The 22,301-nt window shown below is 52.5% G+C and carries 19 protein-coding genes; 13 read left to right on the top strand and 6 right to left on the bottom strand.

What is annotated here, in order from left to right:
- Nucleotides 1-357: 357 nt before the first annotated feature.
- Complete coding sequence (locus tag EYB48_RS16465) at nt 358-3,162, bottom strand: alpha-1,6-glucosidase domain-containing protein (protein WP_235935223.1); 2,805 nt, start codon at nt 3,160-3,162, stop codon at nt 358-360.
- A gap of 249 nt (nt 3,163-3,411) precedes the next feature.
- Between EYB48_RS16465 and EYB48_RS16470 the strand changes: the two genes are divergently transcribed.
- Together EYB48_RS16470 and EYB48_RS16475 are read left to right on the top strand one after the other, a co-directional pair.
- Nucleotides 3,412-4,413 carry a glucokinase gene (locus EYB48_RS16470; protein ID WP_162021478.1) on the top strand — a complete coding sequence of 334 codons (1,002 nt, stop codon included), beginning with the start codon at nt 3,412-3,414 and terminating at the stop codon, nt 4,411-4,413.
- Nucleotides 4,414-4,529: 116 nt separating this feature from the next.
- Nucleotides 4,530-6,182, top strand: a complete 1,653-nt coding sequence (locus EYB48_RS16475; RefSeq protein ID WP_162021479.1) for an alpha-glucosidase family protein — start codon at nt 4,530-4,532, stop codon at nt 6,180-6,182.
- Nucleotides 6,183-6,320: 138 nt separating this feature from the next.
- Here the strand turns inward: EYB48_RS16475 and EYB48_RS16480 are convergent, their stop codons facing one another.
- Together EYB48_RS16480 and ftrA are read right to left on the bottom strand one after the other, a co-directional pair.
- Nucleotides 6,321-6,980, bottom strand: a complete 660-nt coding sequence (locus EYB48_RS16480) for an energy-coupling factor ABC transporter permease (RefSeq protein WP_162021480.1) — start codon at nt 6,978-6,980, stop codon at nt 6,321-6,323.
- A gap of 79 nt (nt 6,981-7,059) precedes the next feature.
- Nucleotides 7,060-8,067: a transcriptional regulator FtrA gene (gene ftrA / locus EYB48_RS16485; protein WP_162021481.1), complete on the bottom strand. Its 1,008-nt coding sequence runs from the start codon at nt 8,065-8,067 to the stop codon at nt 7,060-7,062.
- A gap of 95 nt (nt 8,068-8,162) precedes the next feature.
- On the opposite strand from ftrA, the gene EYB48_RS16490 reads away from it, so the two are divergent.
- Both EYB48_RS16490 and EYB48_RS16495 read left to right on the top strand, forming a co-directional pair.
- Entirely contained in the window at nt 8,163-8,561 is a 399-nt protein-coding gene (locus EYB48_RS16490) for a rhodanese-like domain-containing protein (protein WP_162021482.1), read from the top strand.
- A gap of 209 nt (nt 8,562-8,770) precedes the next feature.
- Nucleotides 8,771-9,037: a DUF2798 domain-containing protein gene (locus EYB48_RS16495; protein WP_162021483.1), complete on the top strand. Its 267-nt coding sequence runs from the start codon at nt 8,771-8,773 to the stop codon at nt 9,035-9,037.
- A gap of 59 nt (nt 9,038-9,096) precedes the next feature.
- Here EYB48_RS16495 and EYB48_RS16500 read toward each other — a convergent pair whose 3' ends face one another.
- Complete coding sequence (locus tag EYB48_RS16500) at nt 9,097-9,684, bottom strand: TetR/AcrR family transcriptional regulator (RefSeq protein ID WP_162021484.1); 588 nt, start codon at nt 9,682-9,684, stop codon at nt 9,097-9,099.
- A gap of 1,015 nt (nt 9,685-10,699) precedes the next feature.
- On the opposite strand from EYB48_RS16500, the gene EYB48_RS16505 reads away from it, so the two are divergent.
- Both EYB48_RS16505 and EYB48_RS16510 read left to right on the top strand, forming a co-directional pair.
- Nucleotides 10,700-11,218, top strand: coding sequence for a hypothetical protein (locus EYB48_RS16505; RefSeq protein ID WP_162021485.1), 519 nt, complete (start codon nt 10,700-10,702; stop codon nt 11,216-11,218).
- Nucleotides 11,143-12,552, top strand: coding sequence for a sensor histidine kinase (locus EYB48_RS16510; RefSeq protein ID WP_162021486.1), 1,410 nt, complete (start codon nt 11,143-11,145; stop codon nt 12,550-12,552). Before EYB48_RS16505 ends, EYB48_RS16510 begins: the two co-directional genes overlap by 76 nt.
- A 168-nt stretch (nt 12,553-12,720) precedes the next feature.
- Here the strand turns inward: EYB48_RS16510 and EYB48_RS16515 are convergent, their stop codons facing one another.
- Nucleotides 12,721-13,446 carry a FadR/GntR family transcriptional regulator gene (locus tag EYB48_RS16515; protein ID WP_162021487.1) on the bottom strand — a complete coding sequence of 242 codons (726 nt, stop codon included), beginning with the start codon at nt 13,444-13,446 and terminating at the stop codon, nt 12,721-12,723.
- 110 nt (nt 13,447-13,556) lie between these two features.
- On the opposite strand from EYB48_RS16515, the gene EYB48_RS16520 reads away from it, so the two are divergent.
- The 4 genes from EYB48_RS16520 to EYB48_RS16535 all read left to right on the top strand — a co-directional run bounded on the left by EYB48_RS16520 (nt 13,557) and on the right by EYB48_RS16535 (nt 18,322).
- Nucleotides 13,557-14,393 (top strand): (Fe-S)-binding protein, encoded by an 837-nt coding sequence (locus tag EYB48_RS16520; protein WP_162021488.1) that lies wholly within the window; start codon nt 13,557-13,559, stop codon nt 14,391-14,393.
- Nucleotides 14,390-15,085, top strand: coding sequence for a LutC/YkgG family protein (locus EYB48_RS16525; protein WP_162021489.1), 696 nt, complete (start codon nt 14,390-14,392; stop codon nt 15,083-15,085). Before EYB48_RS16520 ends, EYB48_RS16525 begins: the two co-directional genes overlap by 4 nt.
- Nucleotides 15,086-15,095: 10 nt before the next feature.
- Nucleotides 15,096-16,547, top strand: a complete 1,452-nt coding sequence (locus EYB48_RS16530) for a LutB/LldF family L-lactate oxidation iron-sulfur protein (RefSeq protein ID WP_162021490.1) — start codon at nt 15,096-15,098, stop codon at nt 16,545-16,547.
- A 71-nt stretch (nt 16,548-16,618) separates the two neighbouring features.
- Nucleotides 16,619-18,322, top strand: coding sequence for a lactate permease LctP family transporter (locus EYB48_RS16535; protein WP_162021491.1), 1,704 nt, complete (start codon nt 16,619-16,621; stop codon nt 18,320-18,322).
- 136 nt (nt 18,323-18,458) lie between these two features.
- Here the strand turns inward: EYB48_RS16535 and EYB48_RS16540 are convergent, their stop codons facing one another.
- Nucleotides 18,459-19,154, bottom strand: a complete 696-nt coding sequence (locus tag EYB48_RS16540; RefSeq protein WP_162021594.1) for a DUF3334 family protein — start codon at nt 19,152-19,154, stop codon at nt 18,459-18,461.
- 656 nt (nt 19,155-19,810) lie between these two features.
- Between EYB48_RS16540 and EYB48_RS16545 the strand changes: the two genes are divergently transcribed.
- From EYB48_RS16545 to EYB48_RS16555, 3 genes are all read left to right on the top strand, one after another.
- Nucleotides 19,811-20,275: a rhodanese-like domain-containing protein gene (locus tag EYB48_RS16545; RefSeq protein WP_162021492.1), complete on the top strand. Its 465-nt coding sequence runs from the start codon at nt 19,811-19,813 to the stop codon at nt 20,273-20,275.
- A 29-nt stretch (nt 20,276-20,304) separates the two neighbouring features.
- Nucleotides 20,305-21,288: a serine O-acetyltransferase EpsC gene (gene epsC, locus EYB48_RS16550; protein ID WP_202927815.1), complete on the top strand. Its 984-nt coding sequence runs from the start codon at nt 20,305-20,307 to the stop codon at nt 21,286-21,288.
- Nucleotides 21,289-21,368: 80 nt separating this feature from the next.
- Nucleotides 21,369-22,298, top strand: coding sequence for a family 2A encapsulin nanocompartment shell protein (locus EYB48_RS16555; RefSeq protein ID WP_162021493.1), 930 nt, complete (start codon nt 21,369-21,371; stop codon nt 22,296-22,298).
- Nucleotides 22,299-22,301: the final 3 nt, after the last annotated feature.

The raw sequence follows: 22,301 nt of genomic DNA on the forward strand, positions 1-22,301 counted from the left end.
GCCACTACCAGCCCTATGCCCAGGAACTTCTTGCCCGGCTCTTGCTGGCGATCTGAAAAATCCATTCCGACTGTCTCCTCAATCTAAGAATACGAAGGCGCTAATAATAACCGCTGTTGAATAAAAATTTTCGTCTTATGACTGAAAACTTTTCATATTTTTTGTACTTAAGCCAGAATTTTTCCAAATATAGAAACATTTACAGAAACATTTTCGATTCTGCTATGAACTTTGTAGGTTAAATGTTAATTCTGACGGTCGCAGCAATATTGGCTTGATGTGTGCTGGATGCATAAACCTCCTGTACAAAAATACACGGGTGAGTTTCAGTATCACATAAATTCCAGTGGCTGGATATCAGTTCATTTCTGTAAATGTGGTGATACTGCGTTTAGGAACGTAAAAAGCTGCACTTGCCGCGTCATATCTGACTTCCCGCGCAATTCTGCGATCACCCGCCACTGTGTTCTGATGCACAGGATGCAGTTGTAAAGGCAGGTTGTTGAGTTCAGGAATCTGTATCATTTGTGCCGTATCGGCGCTATTAAAAATGACGACAATGCGACGGTATGCTTCGCCAGGTAAATTGCTGCCATCCAGCTGCATCACGATTAATGCCGGATTTTGCTGTGCGCCGGTATTGAAGAAACGTAAACGCTGACTGATATCCGCTGAATCGCTGAGCCGGAACAAGCTTGAACTTTGCCTGATTTTTAATAAATCCAGTACAGCTGCCTTGGTGCTCAGGATGTCGGACTGCGCCGGTGGGATGGCAGTGTTCTCTAATAAGGTGCGTAGCAGCGGGTAGAACTGCTGATTATCATTAGCAGGCGGTAGCCCGCGTCCATAGCCATTGCTGCGATAGCTCCAGTCGAGGACATTAAACCAGTCGCCGGAATTATAGCTATTACTATCCATGGATTTGGAGCGCAGGATTTCGCTGCCCGCATGCAGATAGGGTATGCCCTGACTGAGTAGGGTAAAGCCCAGGCCCAGCACCTGTACCCGCATTCTGTCTTCAGGCGTACTGTTGTCCGGCAGTTTGTAGACATTCAGATCAAACAAGGTCTGGTTGTCATGGTTTTCTACGTAATTGACCACTTCACCTGGTTGGCTCGCATAGCCTGCAGGCTGACCGTTGTAATCGATATCCTGCAGGCGCAGCACCGTGTCATTCGCAGTTTGCATACGGTAGCTGGCGACCGAACCGGCCAGACCCAGCCTGACCATATCTGCTGCACGCATTTTTTCTTGCTGAGTGTATGCCTGGGTTACGCTGCTATTCGGGCGATCCAGCATGCCATTGATATAGCCCTGGCGCTGCCTGATGCTGTCCGGCGTATCACCGTGGCCGCCGCCGCGCAAGGCATCCCGCGCACGGTCGCTGAAAGTCGCAATCTGACTGCCATTTAATGAAAGCTGGCTGGCTTGTACAAAACGCTGATTATTAGCGACTTCACCGAAATTCCAGCCCTCACCGATTAACTGTATGGCGCGCCCATTATCGGCAGCCAGCTGATCCCGCAGTTCTTCCATCACAGCGCGCGGCTGATGCCCCATCAAATCAAAACGGAAAGAGTCGATCTGATATTGTTTCGCCCAGAGTCGTACGGAATCCGTCATCAGCTTGGCCATCATCTTGTTTTCTGTTGCGGTATTGCCGCAAGGCTGGCAAGTTGAGTCTTCGATTTTTCCGCTTGGACTCTGGCGATGATAGTAGCCGGGCACGATGCGATCCAGTACGGAGCGTGCATGTTGGCCTGTGTAGGCGGTATGGTTGTAGACCACGTCCATACCCACCCTGAGTCCGGCCTGATGCAGGGCCATCACCAGTTGGCGGAATTCGCGGATTCTGGCGGCGCCATCTTCGGGATTGCTGGCATAGCTGCCTTCCGGCGCGCTGTAATGGTAGGGGTCATAGCCCCAGTTGAAGCAATCGCGCTCAGCGATTTTTGCGATCACGGTTTGCGCCTTAGGATCAGCGCCTTTGCTGTTGATGCGCGGGTTGATGCAGTTTTTTTCCGGGATGGTTGCAATGTCAAATATGGGCAACAGATGGACATCGGTCAGACCAGCCTGGCTCAACTCGCTCAAGTGCCGCATGCCCTTGGAGTTGTTGTGTGTGAATGCCAGAAATTTACCCCGGTCACGACGCGGCACACTGTCATCTGATATTGAGAAATCCCGCACATGCAATTCATAGATCGCCATGTCCGTGGCCGTTTTGACGCGCTGCGGACGTTGCTGCTGATCCCATCCGGCCGGTTTTAAGTTGGCTGCATTTAAATCAGCGATATAACTGCGCTGCGAGTCAGTGTTGAGACTGATGGAATAAGGGTCTGTGACCAGATTGCGCACTATGCCATTGCCTGCTACATACACATCCACCAGATAGCGGTAGTAATGGCCGGATAAGTTTTGCTTCAGTGTCGTATGCCAGGTGCCAGGCGCGGCGTCAAAACTCATGAGGCTGAGCTGGCTAGCGTTCGCTTTGCCATTCTTGTATACACATGCGGCAACTTGTGTCGCAGTTGGTGCCCATAACTGAAAATGCGTGCCGGCGCTTTTTTCGCCCTGCCCGGGCAGGCTGACGCCGAGTGTGGCCTGCTGCGCGCCTATATATAAAGCGTCGAGTGCTGCAGCATGTTGCAGGTGGGTGTAGCTGAGGACGTTACCCTTGCCATCTTCTTTTGCGATGATCAGTTGCGACCGCAGTAATTGTCGTATCCGGTCGGGGTCTTGCTCTAACTGGAATTGCAGCCCTGCTGGCAGATACTGAAATTGTGCCTGATCTGGTTTGGCCGGAGCGCGCGTAGCCGGTGTCAGTGCCAGCTTGCCATCTTCACCTTGCATCTTGCCGTCGTGGGCAATATGCAGTCCTGCCGAGTTTGAATAGTAGAGACGGTATTGCGCGGCGTCGCTGTGAGTTTTTTGCCCAGACCAGTGGATCAGCTCTGGGCTTAGCCATTGCGCACTGGCGTCATTCTGTTTTAGCTGACTGGGATGCAAAACTGTCTGGTGAGTGGGCATGTCGCAATCGGCCAGGCTGAGTTTGGCGCTGGCCGGACTGGTGGTGGCCCAGCTTGAACTGGCCACCATCAATAACAGCGCAAGTGCTGACGGGGATCGTATTGCGCGCAATAAGGAAATTGTCTCTGTCATTATGGTGTTGTAGTTAAGTAGTTTGACTACATTTAGAATGACTGAAATTTAGCATTATTTCGTTGCTGTTGGAAGTGAAATTCCTTTGCTGTCGGTTGAATTAAGCTGTGTGTTTAAAAAAATAGACAGCCTATTGGAATAAATGTAGTATTCCTACATATCGTGTGCTGGTCACCATGCCAGGCACACGCTGTTCTCTATTTGATCCCGGAAAATTTTTAAGTGAGAAAAACGGTGCAGGAAATCACAATGCAAGCTGACGTGACACCGCGCTTGCTGGCCGATATCGGCGGCACAAACGCACGTTTTGCTATCGAAGTTGGTCCGCAGCAGTTTGAACAGGTACAGGTTTTTGCCTGCAATGCCTATCCGGATTTGCGTAGCGCGATTTTGGCTTACCTGAGTTTGGTTCAGCAAAATACCTTGAGCAGTATACGTATTACCGATGCTGCGATTGCAATCGCCAATCCTGTGATTGGGGATATCGTCAGTATGACCAATCATCACTGGAGTTTTTCTATCCAGGAGTTGAAGCGCTCGCTGCAATTGAATACGCTGTTGGTGGTCAATGATTTCACTGCGCTGGCGATGGCATTGCCACATCTGCGTCCGCAGGAGAAAGTGCAGATAGGCGGCGGTACTGTGCAACCCGCGAAGGTAATAGGCCTGCTCGGCGCCGGAACCGGTCTCGGTGTGTCCGGCATTATTCCTTGCGGTCAGCGCTGGATACCGCTGTGCAGTGAGGGTGGGCATGTCACTTATTCACCTGTCGATAAGTTGGAGACCCGCATACTGGAACGTATCTGGCGTGACTTTCCGCATGTATCAGCGGAGCGCCTGATTTCAGGCATGGGTATCGAACTGCTGTATCGTGTTCTGGCGGAGTTGGGTGAAGTGCAACTTGATACGCCTCTGACTGCCGCTGAGATCAGTCAGCGTGCATTGGATGGCGGTTGCGCACTGTCTCATCAGACCATGTCTTTGTTCTGCGCTATGCTGGGTACGGTAGCGGGTAATCTGGCGATGACACTGGGTGCGGGCGGCGGGATTTACATCGGTGGCGGCATCGTGCCAAGACTGGGCGAATTTTTTGTTCAGTCAGCCTTCCGTCAGCGCTTTGAAGCCAAGGGGCGCTTTTCTGCATTTTTGGCTCAGATTCCAACTTTCCTGATCACTGCCCAATATCCCGCATTTCTGGGTGTGGCAGCGATACTCGACGAGCATCTGCGTGATCAGACACTTTGTCCGTGACGCGCATGCGGCAGGATAGGCACAGCGCTGTATCAGCTTGATTTTATCCTTTTGTTTGCCTGCCTCAGAATATGAAGGCGCAGCAATTGGGCATCCGTATTAAAAGATAAAAGGCTATGAAAACTTCCAACGATTTACAAAATTCAGCGCAATCCATTCAGTCGGCGCAGTGGTGGCGTGAAGCGGTGATTTATCAGGTTTATCCACGCAGCTTTGCCGACAGCAATGGCGATGGTATCGGTGACTTGCCTGGTATTACGGAACGGCTCGATTATATTGCGGCGCTGGGCGTGGATATGGTCTGGATTTCTCCGTTTTTTAAATCGCCTATGGCAGATTTTGGATACGATGTTTCCGATTACTGTGATGTCGATCCGCTATTCGGAACGCTGAAAGACTTTGAACGCTTGCTGGAAAAGGCACACCGTCTCGGTCTCAAAATTATGATCGACCAGGTGTTGTCGCACTGCTCAGATCAGCATCCATGGTTTATCGAGAGTCGCCAGAGTCGCGATAATCCTAAGGCCGACTGGTATGTCTGGGCTGATCCGCGTCCGGATGGAACGCCACCGAATAACTGGCTGTCGGTATTTGGTGGCTCATCCTGGCAATGGGATGCACGTCGTCGTCAGTATTACCTGCATAATTTTTTGACCAGTCAGCCGGATCTGAATTTCCATCATCCTGAAGTGCAGCAAGCCCATCTGGATGCGATGCGTTTCTGGCTGGAGCGTGGTGTGGACGGCTTCCGGCTGGATGCATGTAATTTCCATTTTCATGATCAGCAATTGCGCAGCAATCCGCCCGCGACAAACCGTGATACCAAGACAGTGCAGGATACCAATCCTTACGGCATGCAAGCGCACATTTATGATAAAACTCAGCCGGAAAATCTGGCCTTTCTGCAGCGCGTGCGGGCTTTGCTCAATGCGTATGATGCGGTGGCGATTGGCGAAGTCGGTGCCGACGATTCGCTGGCCGTGATGGCGCAATATACCGAAGGTGAAGACAAGCTGCATATGGCCTACAGCTTCAATCTGTTGACGCCATCGGTCACTGCGGGCTACATCCGCGAACAAGTCGAGCAATATGAGTCACGCGTTAAAGGCGGCTGGGTCTCCTGGTCAGTGGGTAATCACGATGTGGCACGCGTCATGTCGCGCTGGGGCAGTGCTGCGCCGACCCCGGCATTTGCAAAAATGATCTATGCCTTACAAATGGCTTTGCGTGGTACACCCTGTTTGTATCAGGGGGATGAGCTTGGTCTGACCGAAGCGGATATCGCATTTGAAGATATTCAGGACCCTTACGGTAAAACTTTCTGGCCAGAGTTTAAAGGACGTGACGGTTGTCGCACGCCTATGCCATGGCAGGCAGCTGCACCGTATGCCGGCTTTTCGACGCATAAGCCGTGGTTGCCTGTGTCTGCAGAACATTTGCCGAAAGCTGCAGACCAGCAGGAATCCGATCCACAATCGGTACTCAATTATGTACGCCATATTTTGCGCTGGCGTAAGCAGCAAGCGGTGTTGTTACACGGCGATATACGCTTCCTCGATGCGCCTGAACCGGTACTGTTGTTAGCGCGTAGCCTGGGTGAGCAGCAAGTGTTTGCGGCGTTCAACTTGTCGCCAGATGCCGTGACTTTGAATCTGCCGGACATTGCAGGAGCCAGCACACTGGAGGCGGTACAACTGCCTTATGAGCGTGATGGCACCGTGCTCAGGCTGCCAGCCTGGGGTGGCTGGTTTGGTCTGCAATCAAACTAAAGAGCAGACGTATTATGCGACGCTGGCAACAGCGTTGGTGCTTGCTGTAACTGTTACTGGCAATGAATGCAGGTCTATGCCGCCTGTGTTCGCTTTTTTTTTGCCTTGCAAGACACGTTAATTAATTGAACGAAGTCTTTATTTGCCACGCAAATAAAGATTGTCGTCAAAGGTCAGCAACCAGGCTGGGCGATACACGGCGAAGATGGTGACCAAAAATCCCACCAGAAATGCTTCTCCCCAAGCCAGCAACAGCATGTAGGCAATCGCATCGGCCGGCAGGGCGGCATCGGGGAATAGCAGGCTGCGTAACGCCATCGTACTGCCACCCACACTGGCATTGACCAGTAAGGCACCAAAGAAGCCATTGCCGAACAAATACACAAACATATGATGCGGCAGATATTGCTGGGTCTTTTTCAACAGTAAGTCACTGAGCCAGCAGGGAATGACGGCCAGCAGCAATATATTTGCGCCCAGATTTGACCAACTGCCTTCGTATTCAAAGGTGTACAGCGCGACCGCGATACTGATACCGCAAATCGCAAGGTGACGGCCAAACATCAGGCTAAACAGAGCGACACCGCTCAGATGGAGATGCAGATCAGGCAGCACCGGGACCCGCATACGCCAGATCAGGGCTAGCAGAATGATGCTGGCGCACCAGGCTGAAAAAACGGTGGGTTGTTCCAGTTGCGCTTTGCGCACCGAACGCAGCGCATGCAGCAGCGCCAGCGCCGCCGGGGCGGTCAGCATCAATGCCCAGAACGGGCTGAGCGGACTATAAAAAATTCCCATGATGTTCTCTCCTGGTTCGCTTATAGCATAGTCAGGATGCAGATATTTTGCAGTGGCGCATACCCAGGGTCAGAAAACCTCAACGGACAGCGGGTAGTGTGTTGATGCCATTGCCATCGTCACTTTCATTCTTATTCATCAAGCCGAACTGACGCCGGTAGCGCGAGGGGCTGCAGTGTAGCGATAGCCGGAAATGATGGCGCATGCTTTCTTCAGAGCCGAAGCCGCAGTGTCCGGCGATATGCGCCAGCGGCAGATCGCTTTCTTCCAGTAATTCACAGGCGCTGGCAATGCGTTCCCGGGTCAGCCAGACACCCGGTGACATACCGGTACTGTCAGTGAACTGACGCTGCAGGGTACGTATGCTGACTGCCGCGATCCTGGCCATTTTCGCGAGCGGATAACTTTGCCCCGGTTCAGCACGAATTTGCTGCATCAGTACTTGTATCGCCCCGGCACCGGCTGGCAATACTGGGCGCGGTAAATACTGGGCCTGACCACCATCTCTATGCCCGGACACCACCATGCGGCGTGCCACCAGATTGGCGATACGGTCACCATGATCTTTGCGCACCAGATGCAGCAACATATCGATGCCTGCAGCTGAACCGGCCGATGTCACGATGCTACCCTCATCCACATACAACACATTTTGATTGACGCGAACCGCAGGAAATTTACGCTGTAAGTCTGCGGCGTAACGCCAGTGTGTCGTTGCGGATTTGCCATTCAGCAGACCTGCTGCGGCCAGCACAAAAACACCGGAACAGATCGAGGCAATTCTGGCGCCACGTGCTGCTGCCGCGCGTAAAGCCTCAGTCAGTTCGACCGGAACTGGCACGTCCACACCCTGCCAGCCCGGAATGACGATGCTATCTGCGCGTGCCAGCAGGCTCAGATCGTGTTCACATTGAATACGCAAACCGCCTGCAGCCCGCATGCTATCTGGTGTCAGGCTGCACACCGCAAACTGATACCAATCGGTTTGTAATTCCGGTCTGTGCAGGGCAAACACTTCGGTCACACAGCCGAATTCGAAAGTGCATAAACCTTCATAAGCAAGTGCAGCAACCAGATGATTTTTCATGGCGTAATCTTAACGTAGATTGACCTGTGTGCCACTGGTGTCAGGCACATATTCAAGTCAAACTACAGTTCAAACTTAGCCTGAAAGGAAACGCGATGTCACTGGTTACCGAAGTTGCTGCCGCAGACAGCCCACGCGCACTGGCGCATTTTTCTGCCATGCTGGAATGGGAGACGGATTGTTGGGATGTACATAATGCAATCAGCAGCGGGCAGCAGGATTTTGTATTGCTGGATGTGCGCAGCCATGCCATGTATGCAGCTGGGCATATACCGGGTGCGATCAGTTTGCCACATGGAAAAATCGTGGTATCGACCATGAAGAACTATGCTGCCGGGACTTTGTTTGTCGTCTACTGCGCAGGTCCGCATTGCAATGGCGCGATACGCGCAGCGATCCGGCTGGCCCGTCTGGGCATGCCAGTCAAAACCATGCCTGGTGGTGTGACTGGCTGGATCGATGAGGGCTTTCCGCTGATCGCTGAGGCTGCTTAAGCGCAGCAAGACTGTGTTGCATACAGTCGGGTGCCATTCTTTTAGGAAACAATATTTCACGCACCATGCTCCGTGTTATGTATGAAAATACACAGCCGTAAGCGTATAACCTCAGGCAACACGCCTAGTGGCACAGGCCAGAACCGGTGCAGTTGTTATGCATATTGCGCGTAGTGGGCACAGGTCTGGCAGCTTATGGAAGCTAATTTATGCAATTACATACATCAAACACCATTTTCGGATTACCCAAATTACCGGCGCGCTATGCATCGCTGGTGATGCCATTCTTGTTATCGATATTGATGACTTGCGTGATATCGGCAGTCAGCACTTTGCGCAGCCTGGGCTGGTCGTCCGGTTTTGTGCATGCCTGGCTCGGCGCCTGGGGTATTTCCTGGCTGTTTGCATTTCCTACGCTGTTAATGGCCTTGCCCGTCGTCAGGAAGCTCACTGGCTATCTGGTTCGTTCCACCTGATTCCAGTGCGATGACATAAAAAAAGCCAGCGTTTGCTGGCTTTTTGTTGTGCAGGCAGATCAGGCTTTGATCATATTCATGACGCCGGTAATCATTTGCTTGCTGAGCGCAGGCAGATTGTTTTTCTCTAAAGTCAGCCAGCGTATCATCACGCGGTGGCAAGCGCCCATCATCAAATCTTGTAACAGTATCGGGTCGATTTTCTTGGTAATCACACCGGCTTTTTGTCCACGTTTGATGGTGGCGTGCCCCGCCAGACTTACGCGCAACTGCAGGAAGTGGCGTTTGCTGACCCAGTAGGTTTGTGGAATATTCAAAAATACGATGCTGGCGATATTCGGGTTTTTAGCGAAATATTGCACCCATGCCTCAAAAAAAGCACGTATCTGCTGATCGGCTGAGCGTGGGCGGCGTGCCGCTGCTAATGCCTGTTCATTTAGCTTTTCTATGTCTTGGCGCACGCAGGCATACAACATTTCTTCTTTACTGCCGAAGTATTTGTATATCGTTTGCGGGCTGACCCTGGCTTTTTTGCAAATTTCGCGTATGCCAACGTCGTTAAATGAATTTTTTGCAAACATCGTCAATATCGTACGACGTAAGTTCTCTAAAGTGGCGGCGTCAATGACGCGTCTATCGTTCTTCATTAGCGTAGATATGCAAATTGTGCGTTAAATGGAGTAAAAATCATATAGCCGAAGAATTGACAGAGATCAGGAACGGACCAGCAAAATGTATGAATCATAGGGACGATTATTGTCAGAGGTGTCCAGGATGCTGATCTCATTCTTCGGCAATACTTAATTGAGTTTTAGATAATATCGAAAAATTCTCTGGTTGCGTACAACTTATCATCTAAATTTCGTAAAAAGAGAAGTTGTTCTGCGACAAAACAAAGTATGCATTAAACGACGTTTTGAAGCCAATTTCTCTTATTTAGAAGTAACAATAAGTAACGTCTGTTTTCAGATTGAAATTACTTGTTGTTGATAAGAAGAAATGAATGCTGGCGAGCGGCAATAAATACAGTCAGGTAATGCCATCAAGCCTCGCGTATGTCTATGTGCTGATTTCACGGAAATGTATCAATTTGCAAATGGTGAGGCTGAGCTTTGACCTTTATGCAACAATAATTGCTGAACTTTGCTTATCGCCGTGCTGGCTGCATAAGGGCTCGCTATCCACGTGTTGGACGGCCTAAATGAAGCACATCTGCCTTGCCAGAAATCTGCGTAAGTCCGACCTCAGCATCTTTCCGGACACCAGGGCTGTTAACATTGATATTCAGCGCATACATTAATCATTCAGCATATGCCTGGAGATGAAGAGATGCATTGTGTCCCGCATGCGTGTCGGCAAGATCCACCAGGCCATTTCGTACGATTCTGCGCTTGAGTCCAGGTTGTGCAGCAACCCTGGGCTGAATTTGCTGAAGCCACTCACGGTGCGCATCCTCTTTACGCAACACATCAGGCCTGGTAAGTGAGTGCGGCTTTGCGCATACGCAATGTAATGTGATCTGGCCCCAGGCATTTGCCTTGTTTTTGCAATACTGCAGTCTTGCAGTATGACGACATGGTGTGGGTGAAGTGCAATTTTTGGGGAAGAGAGAATAATTTGGGATTTGAGAAACGCTATCCAGGCAAGGCTCTTTGGACATACTTGCTGACTGGAACTGCGCTGACTGGCTTGCTTGCGTTTGCCAGCGTCCTGCTTGCATGGCCGCTATCCGGTTCCCGCGTGTTTTGGGCCTTGCTGTTACTGCTGACTGGACTGCTGCTGACACTGGCCGTCAGCGGCTATCTGCGATGGAAAGACAGTCGCAGCTTATCGCTGCTGGAAACGCAACATAGTCAGGATGCAGCCCAGCTTGCCATGTTGCAAGAACGGGCCGATAGTTTGACGAAAGCGCTGGATACCAGCAATCAGCGTCTGATTGAGGCCTTGCAGCAAATAGATCAGATGCGACATCAGTTCATGGAAAATGAGCGTTATCTGATGCTGGATGCGCTGGTACATGGCGTGGCCAATGAGCTGGTATCGCCAGTCAGTAATCTGGTCCTGTTGAACTCCACGTTGGCGGATGCCTCCGTTCAGTTAAAAAAATGGCTGAAGGCGAAGCCACGCGCAGCGGTTTGCGCAATCTCTCGGCCCAGTTTCAGCAGGGCACCAGCATGTTGAGTCAGAACCTGCAAAAGGTGGATGATCTGATGTTCAGCGTTAAACAATTGGTTTCCGGTCAGCGCAATAGCCAGAAACGTGAGTTTTCACTGCAGACTTTGCTGGATGAAAGCTGCGCAGCCTTGCAGAGCCGCGTCAGATTATCGAATCACATCATGCTGATCGATGTGGGATACGGCATCGTGATGAACTCTTATCCTGGCGCGATTACACAGCTGGTGCTCAACTTGTTCAATAATGCATTTGTGCATGCTTTAGACGGGGTGGAGCAGGGCTTGATCAGTCTTAAAGCCAGCAAATCCGATGAAGCCACAGTCAGGATTATTTTTTCCGATAATGGCCAGGGTATCGATGAGGCCTTGCTCAAAGAAATACTGCAACCCATGTTGCTCAAAAAAATAGGCAAGGCAGGCAGCGGGCTGGGGCTGCATGTGTGCCAGCATTTAGTCAGTTTCGTTCTCGGTGGCCGCATGCTGGTGGAAAGCAAGACCGGTTTGGGCACGACGATTACGATGTATTTGCCACTGGAAGCGCCTGATGTGTCCACCGGGACCATCAAGGTCGGGGTGCCGAAAGATGTCTACGACGACTGGCAATTACTAATGCAGCAGGGCGTGGCTTATGATGCAGAGTCGCCGGCTTTTGACATGATACGACGCGACATGGTCGAGCTGCGATTTCTGATGCAGGCCTTGCGCGACTATTTGCCAGAGTCGGAAGCCGTGCTGGTACCCGTGACTGACTATGCGACCGGACTGCGTATGCTGCAAACCGCGCAGTTATCCATCCTCGGAACCACAGTATGGGAAACGGATGCACAGGCCATCGCAAGCGAGGTACTGCTGTCAGCGCCCGTCATCACGGCAGAGCAATCCCTGGTTGGTATTTACACTTTGCCTGGCAATGAAATGGCTTTGCGTTGCCGCAAAAAAGAAGACTTACGTGATCTGCGCTTTGTGTGCAGTAAAGACTGGAGCGTGGACTGGACGACTTTGCAGCAACTTGGCGTGAAGCATTGCCTGGATATGAAAAACTGGCATGAAATGGTGCTCATGCTGGCGGAGGGCGAGGTCGATGCCATACTTGCGCCATTTTCTATGCGGGATGATCTGGCGTTGCAGGTGGATGGTCATGTGTTTATTCCTGTGCCGGGCATACGGGTAGCACTGCGTGGCAGCCGTCATTTTGCGCTTAGCCCTGACGGCTATGGTCCACAACTGATGGAAAAGGTGATGCCTGGCATATTGGCTCAGGTCGACAGCGGCCAGTTTGCTGCAGCCTTGCTGCAATGTGGTTATCTGAATCAGGCCACCAGCACTTGGGAAATCTGGTAAGGATACGCCACAGTGATTTGTGCACATTGCGCTGAAAAATCTTCATCGTTCGCTTGAAAATTCTGTCAGATGGCTCATTTGGGCCACTTTTAGCCCTTAGCCAGGTGGACCAGGACCAATTTTTAGCGACAACACCCGCAGCGCTGGCTCACTGGTACAACCAATTCTTTAACTGGCACTGGCCTGCGTATCGTCGTCTTGCCGGAAATAGCGCCGTACAAAGTCGATATGGGTATGCATGGCAGTGCGTGCTTCTTCCGGCTGACCATCGCAAATCGCATCCGCAAAGGCCTGGTGTTGCTGCATCAGCTGAGCCGAAATCACCGGGTCTTGTTGCCGCATACCGACGCCGTTGACAGTGATATGTTCACGTAACATGCTGATGATACTGGTCTGTAAATGCAGGAACATCACATTGTGCGAAGCCATCGCGATCGCTTCATGCAGCTGTGCGTCGGCATCGGATTCGGCCACCGTATCCTGTTCGTCATGTGCAGTTTTCAGCGCCTGCATCAGACCTCGGATTTTTTGTTTATCGCTGTCAGTGGCGCGTTGTGCCGCAAAATAAGCGGTTGCGCCTTCCAGTACGCGCCGGAATTCCAGGATATCAGAGCGTAACGCCGGATGATCGCTGACTAATTGCGCCCAGGGTGAGGGCAGATGGCTGCGCAATTGTTCACTCACAAATACACCGGCACCGGGTTTAACGCGCAACAGACCGCGTGCCGCCAGCCGCTGTATCGCTTCGCGCACCGTATTGCGCGATACCGCGTATTGCTCCGCCAGCTGGCGCTCCGGCGCTAAACGGCTGCCACTGGGCAGGCTGCCATCGAGTAGCGCACTCTCCAGCTTACGCATTACTTCTTCCACCCGGCCTCGGCTGTTTGTCGTCATTGTGTATTCCGTATTAATTGGTCCTACCAATTTGGTGTTCTGTCAGGTCGCTGAGATTATACGCAAAACTTTTACTTATAAATCGTCACAATAAGCAGCCGGAGACCCGCGTGCAAAGCAGAATCTATCCCAAGCGATCTGAACACGTTTACTTGTTCGTTACCTGTCTGGTCGATATGTTTGTGCCCGAGGCCGGCATGGATGCCGTGCGCCTGCTGGAACGTGAAGGCATGACGGTGCACTATCCCGAGCAGCAAAGCTGTTGCGGTCAGCCCGCCTACAGCAGCGGCAATCCTGAGCAGGCGCGTGCCGTCGCCGCCGCCCAGATGGCCTTGTTTACTGAAGACTGGCCGGTGATTGTTCCTTCTGGCTCCTGCGCTGGCATGATGCGACATCACTGGCTGCGGCTGTTTGCTGATGATGAATTGCAGGCGCAACGCGCAGCCAATTTGTCTGAACGGGTGTTTGAACTCACTGAATATTTACAGCAGGTATTGCAGCTGGATTTCGCGCAGCTGGCGCAGGCCAATACCCAGACTGAACGCGTTGCTTTGCATACTTCCTGCGGCGCACGGCGTGAGATGGGCACGCGTCAGCACGGCGTGGCGACACTGGCGCAACTGCCCGCAGTGACCTTGGCTGAACATCAGCGTGAATCCGAATGCTGTGGCTTTGGCGGTACCTTTTCACTCAAACATCCGGCCATCTCCGGCGCGATGGTGATGGATAAACTGGCGGCCTTGCGCGCTACCTCTTGTCAAGGCGTGGTCACTGCCGATTGTGGCTGTCTGCTGAATCTGCGTCATGCCGCCGAATACCAGCAACAACCAGTCCGCATTGAACACATGGCGAGTTTTTTATGGCGCCGTACCAATGCAACCGATACAGTGCAAGCCGATCTGCAAACTGATCTGCAATCCGCCAAGTCAGCCGGAGAGCCAGTATGAGCGCCGCCCGTGAGCTGATTTTGCAGCGTTTGCGAACTGCCGCACAGCAGAGTGCGCCTGCGGCGCCGGTGGCGCAATTAGATGTCCGCATCCAGCAACACTTTCAGGCCAAAAAGCGGCCAGCAGCCGCATATTTGCTCAGTGAAATGAAAAAACAGCTGGAGTTGTTACATGCCGAAGTCCTGTGTTGTAAGGACGCCGACTGGCCTGCACAACTGGCGCAAAAATTAAGCGACACCACCATCCGGCGCATACTCACCCATACCGCCCATCCTGCGAGTCAGGCCTTGCAAGCTTGTTTGCCGAAACAGATAGCGTTGCTGAACTTCGATCAGCCTATCGAGCACTGGAAGCAGGCTTTGTTTGAACAGGTCGATGCCGGATTCACGGTGGTGCGCTCAGCCATCGCCAGTACCGGCACCCTGATCGTTGCCGCTGCACCTGACATGCCGCGCACGATGTCGCTGGTGCCGCCGCTGCATATCGCGCTGCTGTATGCGAGTCAGTTACATGCTGACCTCTACACCGCCTGTCAGGCTGAGGGCTGGGCGCAGGGTATGCCCAGTAATCTGGTCATGATTTCCGGCCCGTCTAAAACCTCCGATATTCAGCAAACCCTGGCCTACGGCGCACATGGTCCGCGCGCGCTGTGGGTGGTTTTGATCGATGACCTTGGCGATAAGCTGGCTTAAGGAGCACAAGATGAAAAACCAGGTTCAGCCTTTACAGTTTGTCGCGCCCGCCGATTTCCAGGCGCGCAGCAAAGCGGCTGTGAATGACCCTAAGCTGCGTCAAAGCTTTCGCGGCGCGATGGATTTTTTGCAGAATAAACGCAGTGTGCAGTTTCCGGATCAAAGCGAACTGGAACAATTACGCGATCTGGGCGAAGCGATACGCCAGCACGCGCTGGCACGTTTGCCGGATTTGCTGGTGCAGCTGGAGCTCAAGCTGACGCAGGCCGGTGTGCAAGTGCACTGGGCGCAAAATGCAGAGGAAGCGAATCAGCTGATTTTGCAGATCGCGCGCCAGCAACAGGCGACCCGTGTGATCAAGGGTAAGTCCATGGTCAGCGAAGAAATCGAAATGAATCATGCGCTGGAACAGCATGGTATTCATTGTCTGGAATCCGATATGGGCGAATACATCGTGCAGATGGCCGATGAAAAACCTTCGCATATCGTGATGCCCGCAATCCATAAAACCAAGCAGGATATCGGCACCTTATTTGCCGACAATATTCCCGATACGCCTTACAGCGAGGACGTCGATACCCTGATCCAGACGGGGCGCCGCGCACTGCGTCAGGCCTTTATCGACGCCGACATCGGACTCTCAGGCGTGAATTTCGCCGCTGCCGATACCGGTACTTTGTGGCTGGTCGAAAATGAAGGCAATGGCCGTTTGACCACCACCGTGCCCGACACGCATATCGCCTTGATGGGGATAGAAAAAGTGGTGGAGAAACTGGAGCACATCGTGCCCTTGTCCAGTCTGCTGACGCGCTCCGCCACCGGTCAGGCGATCACCACGTATTTCAATCTGATCTCCGGTCCCCGCCGTGCCGGTGAAAAAGATGGCCCGCGCCAGATGCATCTGATCCTGCTCGATAACGGCCGCAGTCAGGCTTACGCCGATCAGCAATTGCGCAGTACGCTGCAATGCATACGCTGCGGTGCCTGTATGAACCATTGCCCGGTGTATGCGCGTATCGGTGGTCACGCCTATGGCACCACTTATCCGGGGCCGATAGGCAAAATCATTTCACCGCATTTGCTGGGGCTGGACAGCACCGCCGATCTGGCGACTGCCTCCTCATTGTGCGGCGCCTGCGCGGAAGTGTGTCCGGTGCGGATACCGATTCCTGAATTGCTGATACGCCTGCGCACCGAGGCGAACCGCCATCCGCAAGAGCAAGTCGCACATCCTTTAAAAGGGCAGGGCGCACATTTCTCGCAAAGCGAAAAAATGATCTGGAAATTCTGGAGCGGCGCTTATGCCGCGCCTAAGTTATACCGCAGCTTCCGCTGGGTGGTGACGCGCTTCAGACATCTGACGCCAACTGCCCAGATGGGCTGGACCGCCCACCGCACCCCCTTAAAACCGGCCCCGCGCAGCTTTTCCGAATTGCTCAAAGACAAAGGGAAAACAGACTGAGCCGGGCCTGACACTGTTTCGTTGTAAGCCGCTACATTCAATTTAATAAATGCATATTGGAGGAGACCAGAATGCAAGTTTGGAATCAGATTTACACGCCCTTAGGGAGCCTGGGTTTATCGGCGCTGGTCGCCAGTATTCCTATCCTGTTTTTCTTTGTGGCACTGGCCGTGTTTCGTATCAAAGGTCATATCGCTGCCGCCATCACACTAGCGCTGGCACTGGCTGTCGCCGTGTTTGAATATGGGATGCCGCTGACCCAGGCGCTGGCTGCGGCTGGCTATGGTTTTGCGTATGGTTTGTGGCCGATTGCGTGGATCATTATCACTGCGGTGTTCCTGTACAAAATCGTGGTAAAAACTGGTCAGTTCGAAGTAATACGCGCCTCGGTATTATCGATCACTGATGACCAGCGTTTGCAGATGCTGCTGATCGGCTTTTCGTTCGGTGCTTTTCTGGAGGGCGCTGCAGGCTTCGGTGCGCCAGTCGCGATTACCTCTGCCTTGCTGGTTGGCCTCGGCTTCAATCCCTTGTATGCAGCAGGTTTGTGCCTGATCGCTAATACTGCGCCGGTGGCATTCGGTGCGATGGGGATACCGATTATCGTGGCAGGTCAGGTGACCGGGATCGATCCCTTCCTGATCGGTGCGACCGCTGGCCGTCAATTGCCTTTCCTGTCGGTGTTCGTCCCATTCTGGCTGGTGTGGATGATGGATGGTTTTAAAGGTGTGCGTGAAACCTGGCCGGCCGCGCTGGTAGTGGGTGGCAGTTTTGCCGTGACCCAGTATCTGACCTCGAATTTCATTGGTCCTGAATTACCGGACATTACTTCGGCACTGGTCAGTCTGATCAGCTTAACCGTGTTCCTGAAATACTGGAGCCCGGCCAGCGCGCGTCAGGTGCAGCATGTTGGTGGTGGCGCCGCAGCCTTGTCGCTGCACGGTGGCACAGCACAAGGCAATGCCGGCAGCACACGTGAACAGCGTCGTTCCCCGTATTCCACAGCACAGACTATCCGTGCCTGGGCGCCGTTTGGACTGCTGACCCTGATCGTTACGATCTGGAGCCTGAAGCCGTTCAAAGCCTTGTTTGCTGCGAATGGCGCACTGGCTGGCAGTGTCTTGAAATTCCATGTGCCGTTTCTGGATCAGCTGGTGGTGAAGACTGCACCTATCGTCGCCAGCCCTAAACCGTATGAAGCCATACTCAAGCTCGATCTGCTGTCTGCTGTTGGCACCGCTATCCTGCTGACTTCCATTTTGTCCGCCATCCTGTTGCGTCTCAAACCACGCGATGCGGTGCTGGCATTCGCCGAAACCGTGCTTGAACTCAAGCGTCCGGTTTTGTCCATCGGCCTGGTATTAGGTTTTGCGTTTGTTGCTAATTATTCGGGTATGTCGTCGACACTGGCGCTGCTGTTGGCCGGTACCGGTGTGGCATTTCCTTTCTTCTCGCCTTTCCTGGGCTGGCTGGGTGTATTCCTGACTGGTTCGGATACCTCGTCGAACGCCTTGTTCTGCTCGCTGCAAAACACTACAGCTACCCAGATCGATGTGTCCAATACCTTGCTGGTCGCTGCGAATACGACTGGCGGTGTGACCGGAAAAATGATTTCACCACAATCCATTGCGGTGGCTTGCGCCGCAACCGGGCTGGTGAACCGGGAGTCAGAATTATTCCGCTTCACGCTCAGGCATAGTCTGTTCTTTGCCTGCGTAATCGGTATCATGACTTGCATACAGGCCTATCTGATACCGTGGACTATTCCACACTGATTTTGATTGCTTGAATATAGAAAACCCGCTGCCACAGGTTGGCAGCGGGTTTTTTATTTTTGAAAAGTGCATAGCGGATGGCAGACGCAAAAACGGCACCCGCAGGTGCCGTTCAGAACGAGGCGCTTCCGCGCAATTACATACCTAAAGACTTGAGCAACTCATCGTTATCATCGTCTGAGGCTGGCGCAGCAGACGGTGCGGCATTGGCCTCCTGGCTCGATTGTTCGAAGTCCAGCAAGGCATCCGGATCTGGTATTTCATGCGCATCGAAATCATGCAGCTTGATGAATTCGGTACGGTCTATCGCCAGTTCCAGATAGAAGATATTATTTTTTTCAGTGAAGAAGGAGACGCGGCGCAGTTCCGGACGATCCAGTGGGGTATCCACACTCAGCATGACCTGCTTGTTGAGCACCAGCATTTTTGGCTGGTTCTGGGTGATATTGGTCTGCAGTTCGCGTCGTATCTTACCGGTGAAGTCACCCACGATCTGATTCATCAGTTCGCCCAGAATATTGGCGACTTCATCCGATGTGAAAGAGGTGGCCAGTTCTGACTTAGGCATGCCCATATTGAGCATGTATTTTTCGTAGATTTCCAAGGCAGTCTCGCCGTTGAAATTCAATACCACCAGCCCTGAAAAACCGCCATCGAACAGCACAAAACAGCCGATGTCCGGCTTAAGTCCTATCTTGGTAATACGTTGCACCATCGCGGAATAATGCACCTTACTATGTGTCGCAACATTCAGAACGCGGATCACCGAGTTACATAAACCCGCCAGTAAATCCTCTGTTCCGTAGACGACACCCGTTTCTTCCGAGACCATGGTTGACTCCTTCATTTATTTCCTAAAAATAATCACGCCGTTTAAAACACATAAAAATGTCCGGATCCCGTTCCAGCAGCGCACTGACAGCCTGCCGAATACAACTGGCGCAGGCAGTGCTGCTTCGTGATGGACGGTCGTGATGTTGATGCTTTCGGTTGGGGATGGTGATTTTTCTCAACGATGCTCAGATTGCATGCTTAAAGCTCAGACCGTACATGTGGCTACAGCTTGGGCTATGCGCAATTTGAAATCTTGTTCCAGAAAAATACTTTCATCCAGATACAGGAAGAATACTGAACGAACGCTGCTGCGTCCACTTGTTTAAGCCGCCAGCGCTCAAATGGCGCAGCAGATACCTGCTTCGCGGGTTTTTGGGTTGCCAAATAGCAACCGATTGCCAGAATTGCACATCACCCTGAGTTCTTATGAATACCTGTGTAAGTCAGTACGGATGTCATTCCCGATAAAAATCCCCAATCCTTTAGTTGCTATATTGAAATTGTTTCTGGCATCAAGGATGCACGCACAATTGTTATATCTAAACGCGTATTTATTCGTTTTCCTGAACGCGCAAGTTTCTTATTCTTGTTAATCGCAATTCATATATTGCAACAGAAAATTTTTATAAAGACCCAGCTTAAGGAGGGCCGCGTATGAGCGCCGTATTACATGATTCCATTCCACCGGCAGCACAGGATGCAGTCAGAACCAGTGTGCTGGCGGCGTTGTCGCCTGCTGATGGCGTGTCACCGCAGCAGGCCTGGGCACTGTTCTCGAGTGGGGCGGCGGTGCTGGTGGATGTGCGCACCGCAGAAGAGCGCAGCTTTGTCGGTTATGTGCCTGACAGTCTTCACGTAGCCTGGGCAACAGGCACCAGCCTGACCCGCAATCCGCGCTTTGTGCGCGAGCTGGAAGCCAAAGTTGCTAAAGATAAAAAAATCCTGCTGCTCTGTCGCAGCGGCAAGCGTTCAGCACTGGCGGCGGAAGCGGCCAGAAAGGCTGGATTTACTGATATTCACAATGTGCTTGAGGGATTCGAGGGCGAGATTAACGAGCAGCATCATCGTGGCACAGCCGATGGTTGGCGTTTCCACGGTTTGCCGTGGATACAAAGTTAAATAGGCTTGAACAGACGGAGTAAGCGCAAATGAGTGTGAATGCCAAAGTCAAAACGATTCTTCCCATCGATACCCGGGTGCCGGATTTTGATATCGAACGGGTTGTCAGTGAGTTAGCCGCAGTCAGGCAGAAATGGCGCGAAGCGCGCCGCCGTCCTACCGAACCCGGCGGGCGCGAACTGCCCTCCCGGGATGCGGTGGCGCAGATACTGACTGATTTACGTGGTGCTTTATTTCCTATGCGTCTCGGGCCAGTCCAATTGCGTCAGGAAAGCGAAGACTTCTATGTCGGTCACACGCTGGATCTGGTGCTGCATTCCTTGTATGCGCAAGCCAGACTGGAGTTGCAGTATGCCGCCCGCTATCAGGCGCAAGATGCGGTGGATATCGGGCAACAAGCCTTACAAATCGTGCGCAGCTTTTCACGTTCGCTGCCGGAAATCCGGACCCTGCTCGATACCGATGTGCTGGCCGCTTATCAAGGCGATCCGGCAGCGCGCAGCGTGGATGAAGTGCTGCTGTGCTATCCCGGCATACTGGCACTGATACATCATCGTATCGCTCATCAGTTGTACCGGCTCGGTCTGCCGCTGCTGGCGCGCATTGCCGCCGAGCTGGCTCATGCCCAGACCGGTATTGATATCCATCCCGGTGCCAGCATAGGAACTGGCTTTTTCATCGATCACGGCACTGGCGTCGTGATCGGGGAGACGGCAGTGATAGGCGCCAATGTACGCATCTATCAGGCTGTAACCTTGGGCGCTAAACGCTTTCCCACTGATGCAGACGGCAATCTGCAAAAAGGCCTGCCACGTCATCCTGTGGTGGAAGACGATGTCGTGATTTATGCCGGTGCGACTGTGCTGGGTCGCATCACGCTGGGCCGCGGGGCTGTGATCGGCGGTAATGTCTGGATTACCCAGGATGTCCCGGCGGGTGCACACGTGACACAGGCTGGGTCTCAACAGCAAATACAGCAGCAAATACAACACCTTCCTGCCTCTGATTCCTAATTAGACGCAGGATTTTTTTTGACAGATTTTGCATCACCTTTAACAGCAGTTTTTCAACCACCTTAAATTTTGGAGCAGATATGGCAGAAGTACCTTCCCCGCAATTAGCACTGAGTGATGATGCAGCGCGCCAGTTAGCGAATGCAACGAAAACCGTCCCTAAGCTCTCTACCGTCAGCCCGCGCTGGCTCACGCATTTGCTGGAATGGCTGCCGGTCGAAGCGGGTATTTATCGCTTAAATAAGGTGAAAAATCCACGCGATGTGCGGGTCGCCTGTTCCCAGCGTGATGAGTCTGAATTGCCGCAAACCTTTGTCGATTACGATGAAAAGCCGCGTGAATATTTTTTGAATGCGGTGTCCACCGTACTCGATGTGCATACCCGGGTTTCTGATCTGTACAGCAGTCCGCATGACCAGATCAAGGAACAATTGCGTTTGACGGTAGAGACCATCAAAGAACGCCAGGAAAGTGAGCTGATCAATAATCCTGACTATGGTTTGCTGGCGAATGTGGCCGAAGAACAGCGTATTTTTCCACTGACCGGAGCACCTACCCCAGATGATCTTGATGAGTTGCTGAGCAAGGTTTGGAAAGAGCCTGCATTCTTCCTGACCCACCCGCTGGCGATCGCTGCTTTCGGTCGTGAATGCACACGACGCGGTGTGCCACCACCTACTGTCAGCCTGTTCGGTTCGCAATTCCTGACCTGGCGTGGTATTCCCCTGGTTCCTTCGGACAAAGTTCCGGTGGCCGATGGCAAAACCAAAATCATGTTGCTGCGCGTCGGTGATAAACGTCAGGGCGTGGTTGGCTTGTTCCAGCCAGGTCTGGCCGGCGAGCAGAGCCCGGGCTTATCTGTGCGCTTCATGGGCATCAGCCGTAATGCAATTTCTTCGTATCTGATTTCTCTGTATTGCTCACTCGCGATACAGTCTGACGATGCACTGGCGGTGCTTGACGATGTAGAAATTGGCAAGTTCCATGATTATCCCGATACTTACAAATAAAAC

The organism is Cognatundibacterium crateris (assembly GCF_010078235.1).
In the GTDB taxonomy this organism is placed as follows: Bacteria; Pseudomonadota; Gammaproteobacteria; order Burkholderiales; family Burkholderiaceae_D; genus Undibacterium; species Undibacterium crateris.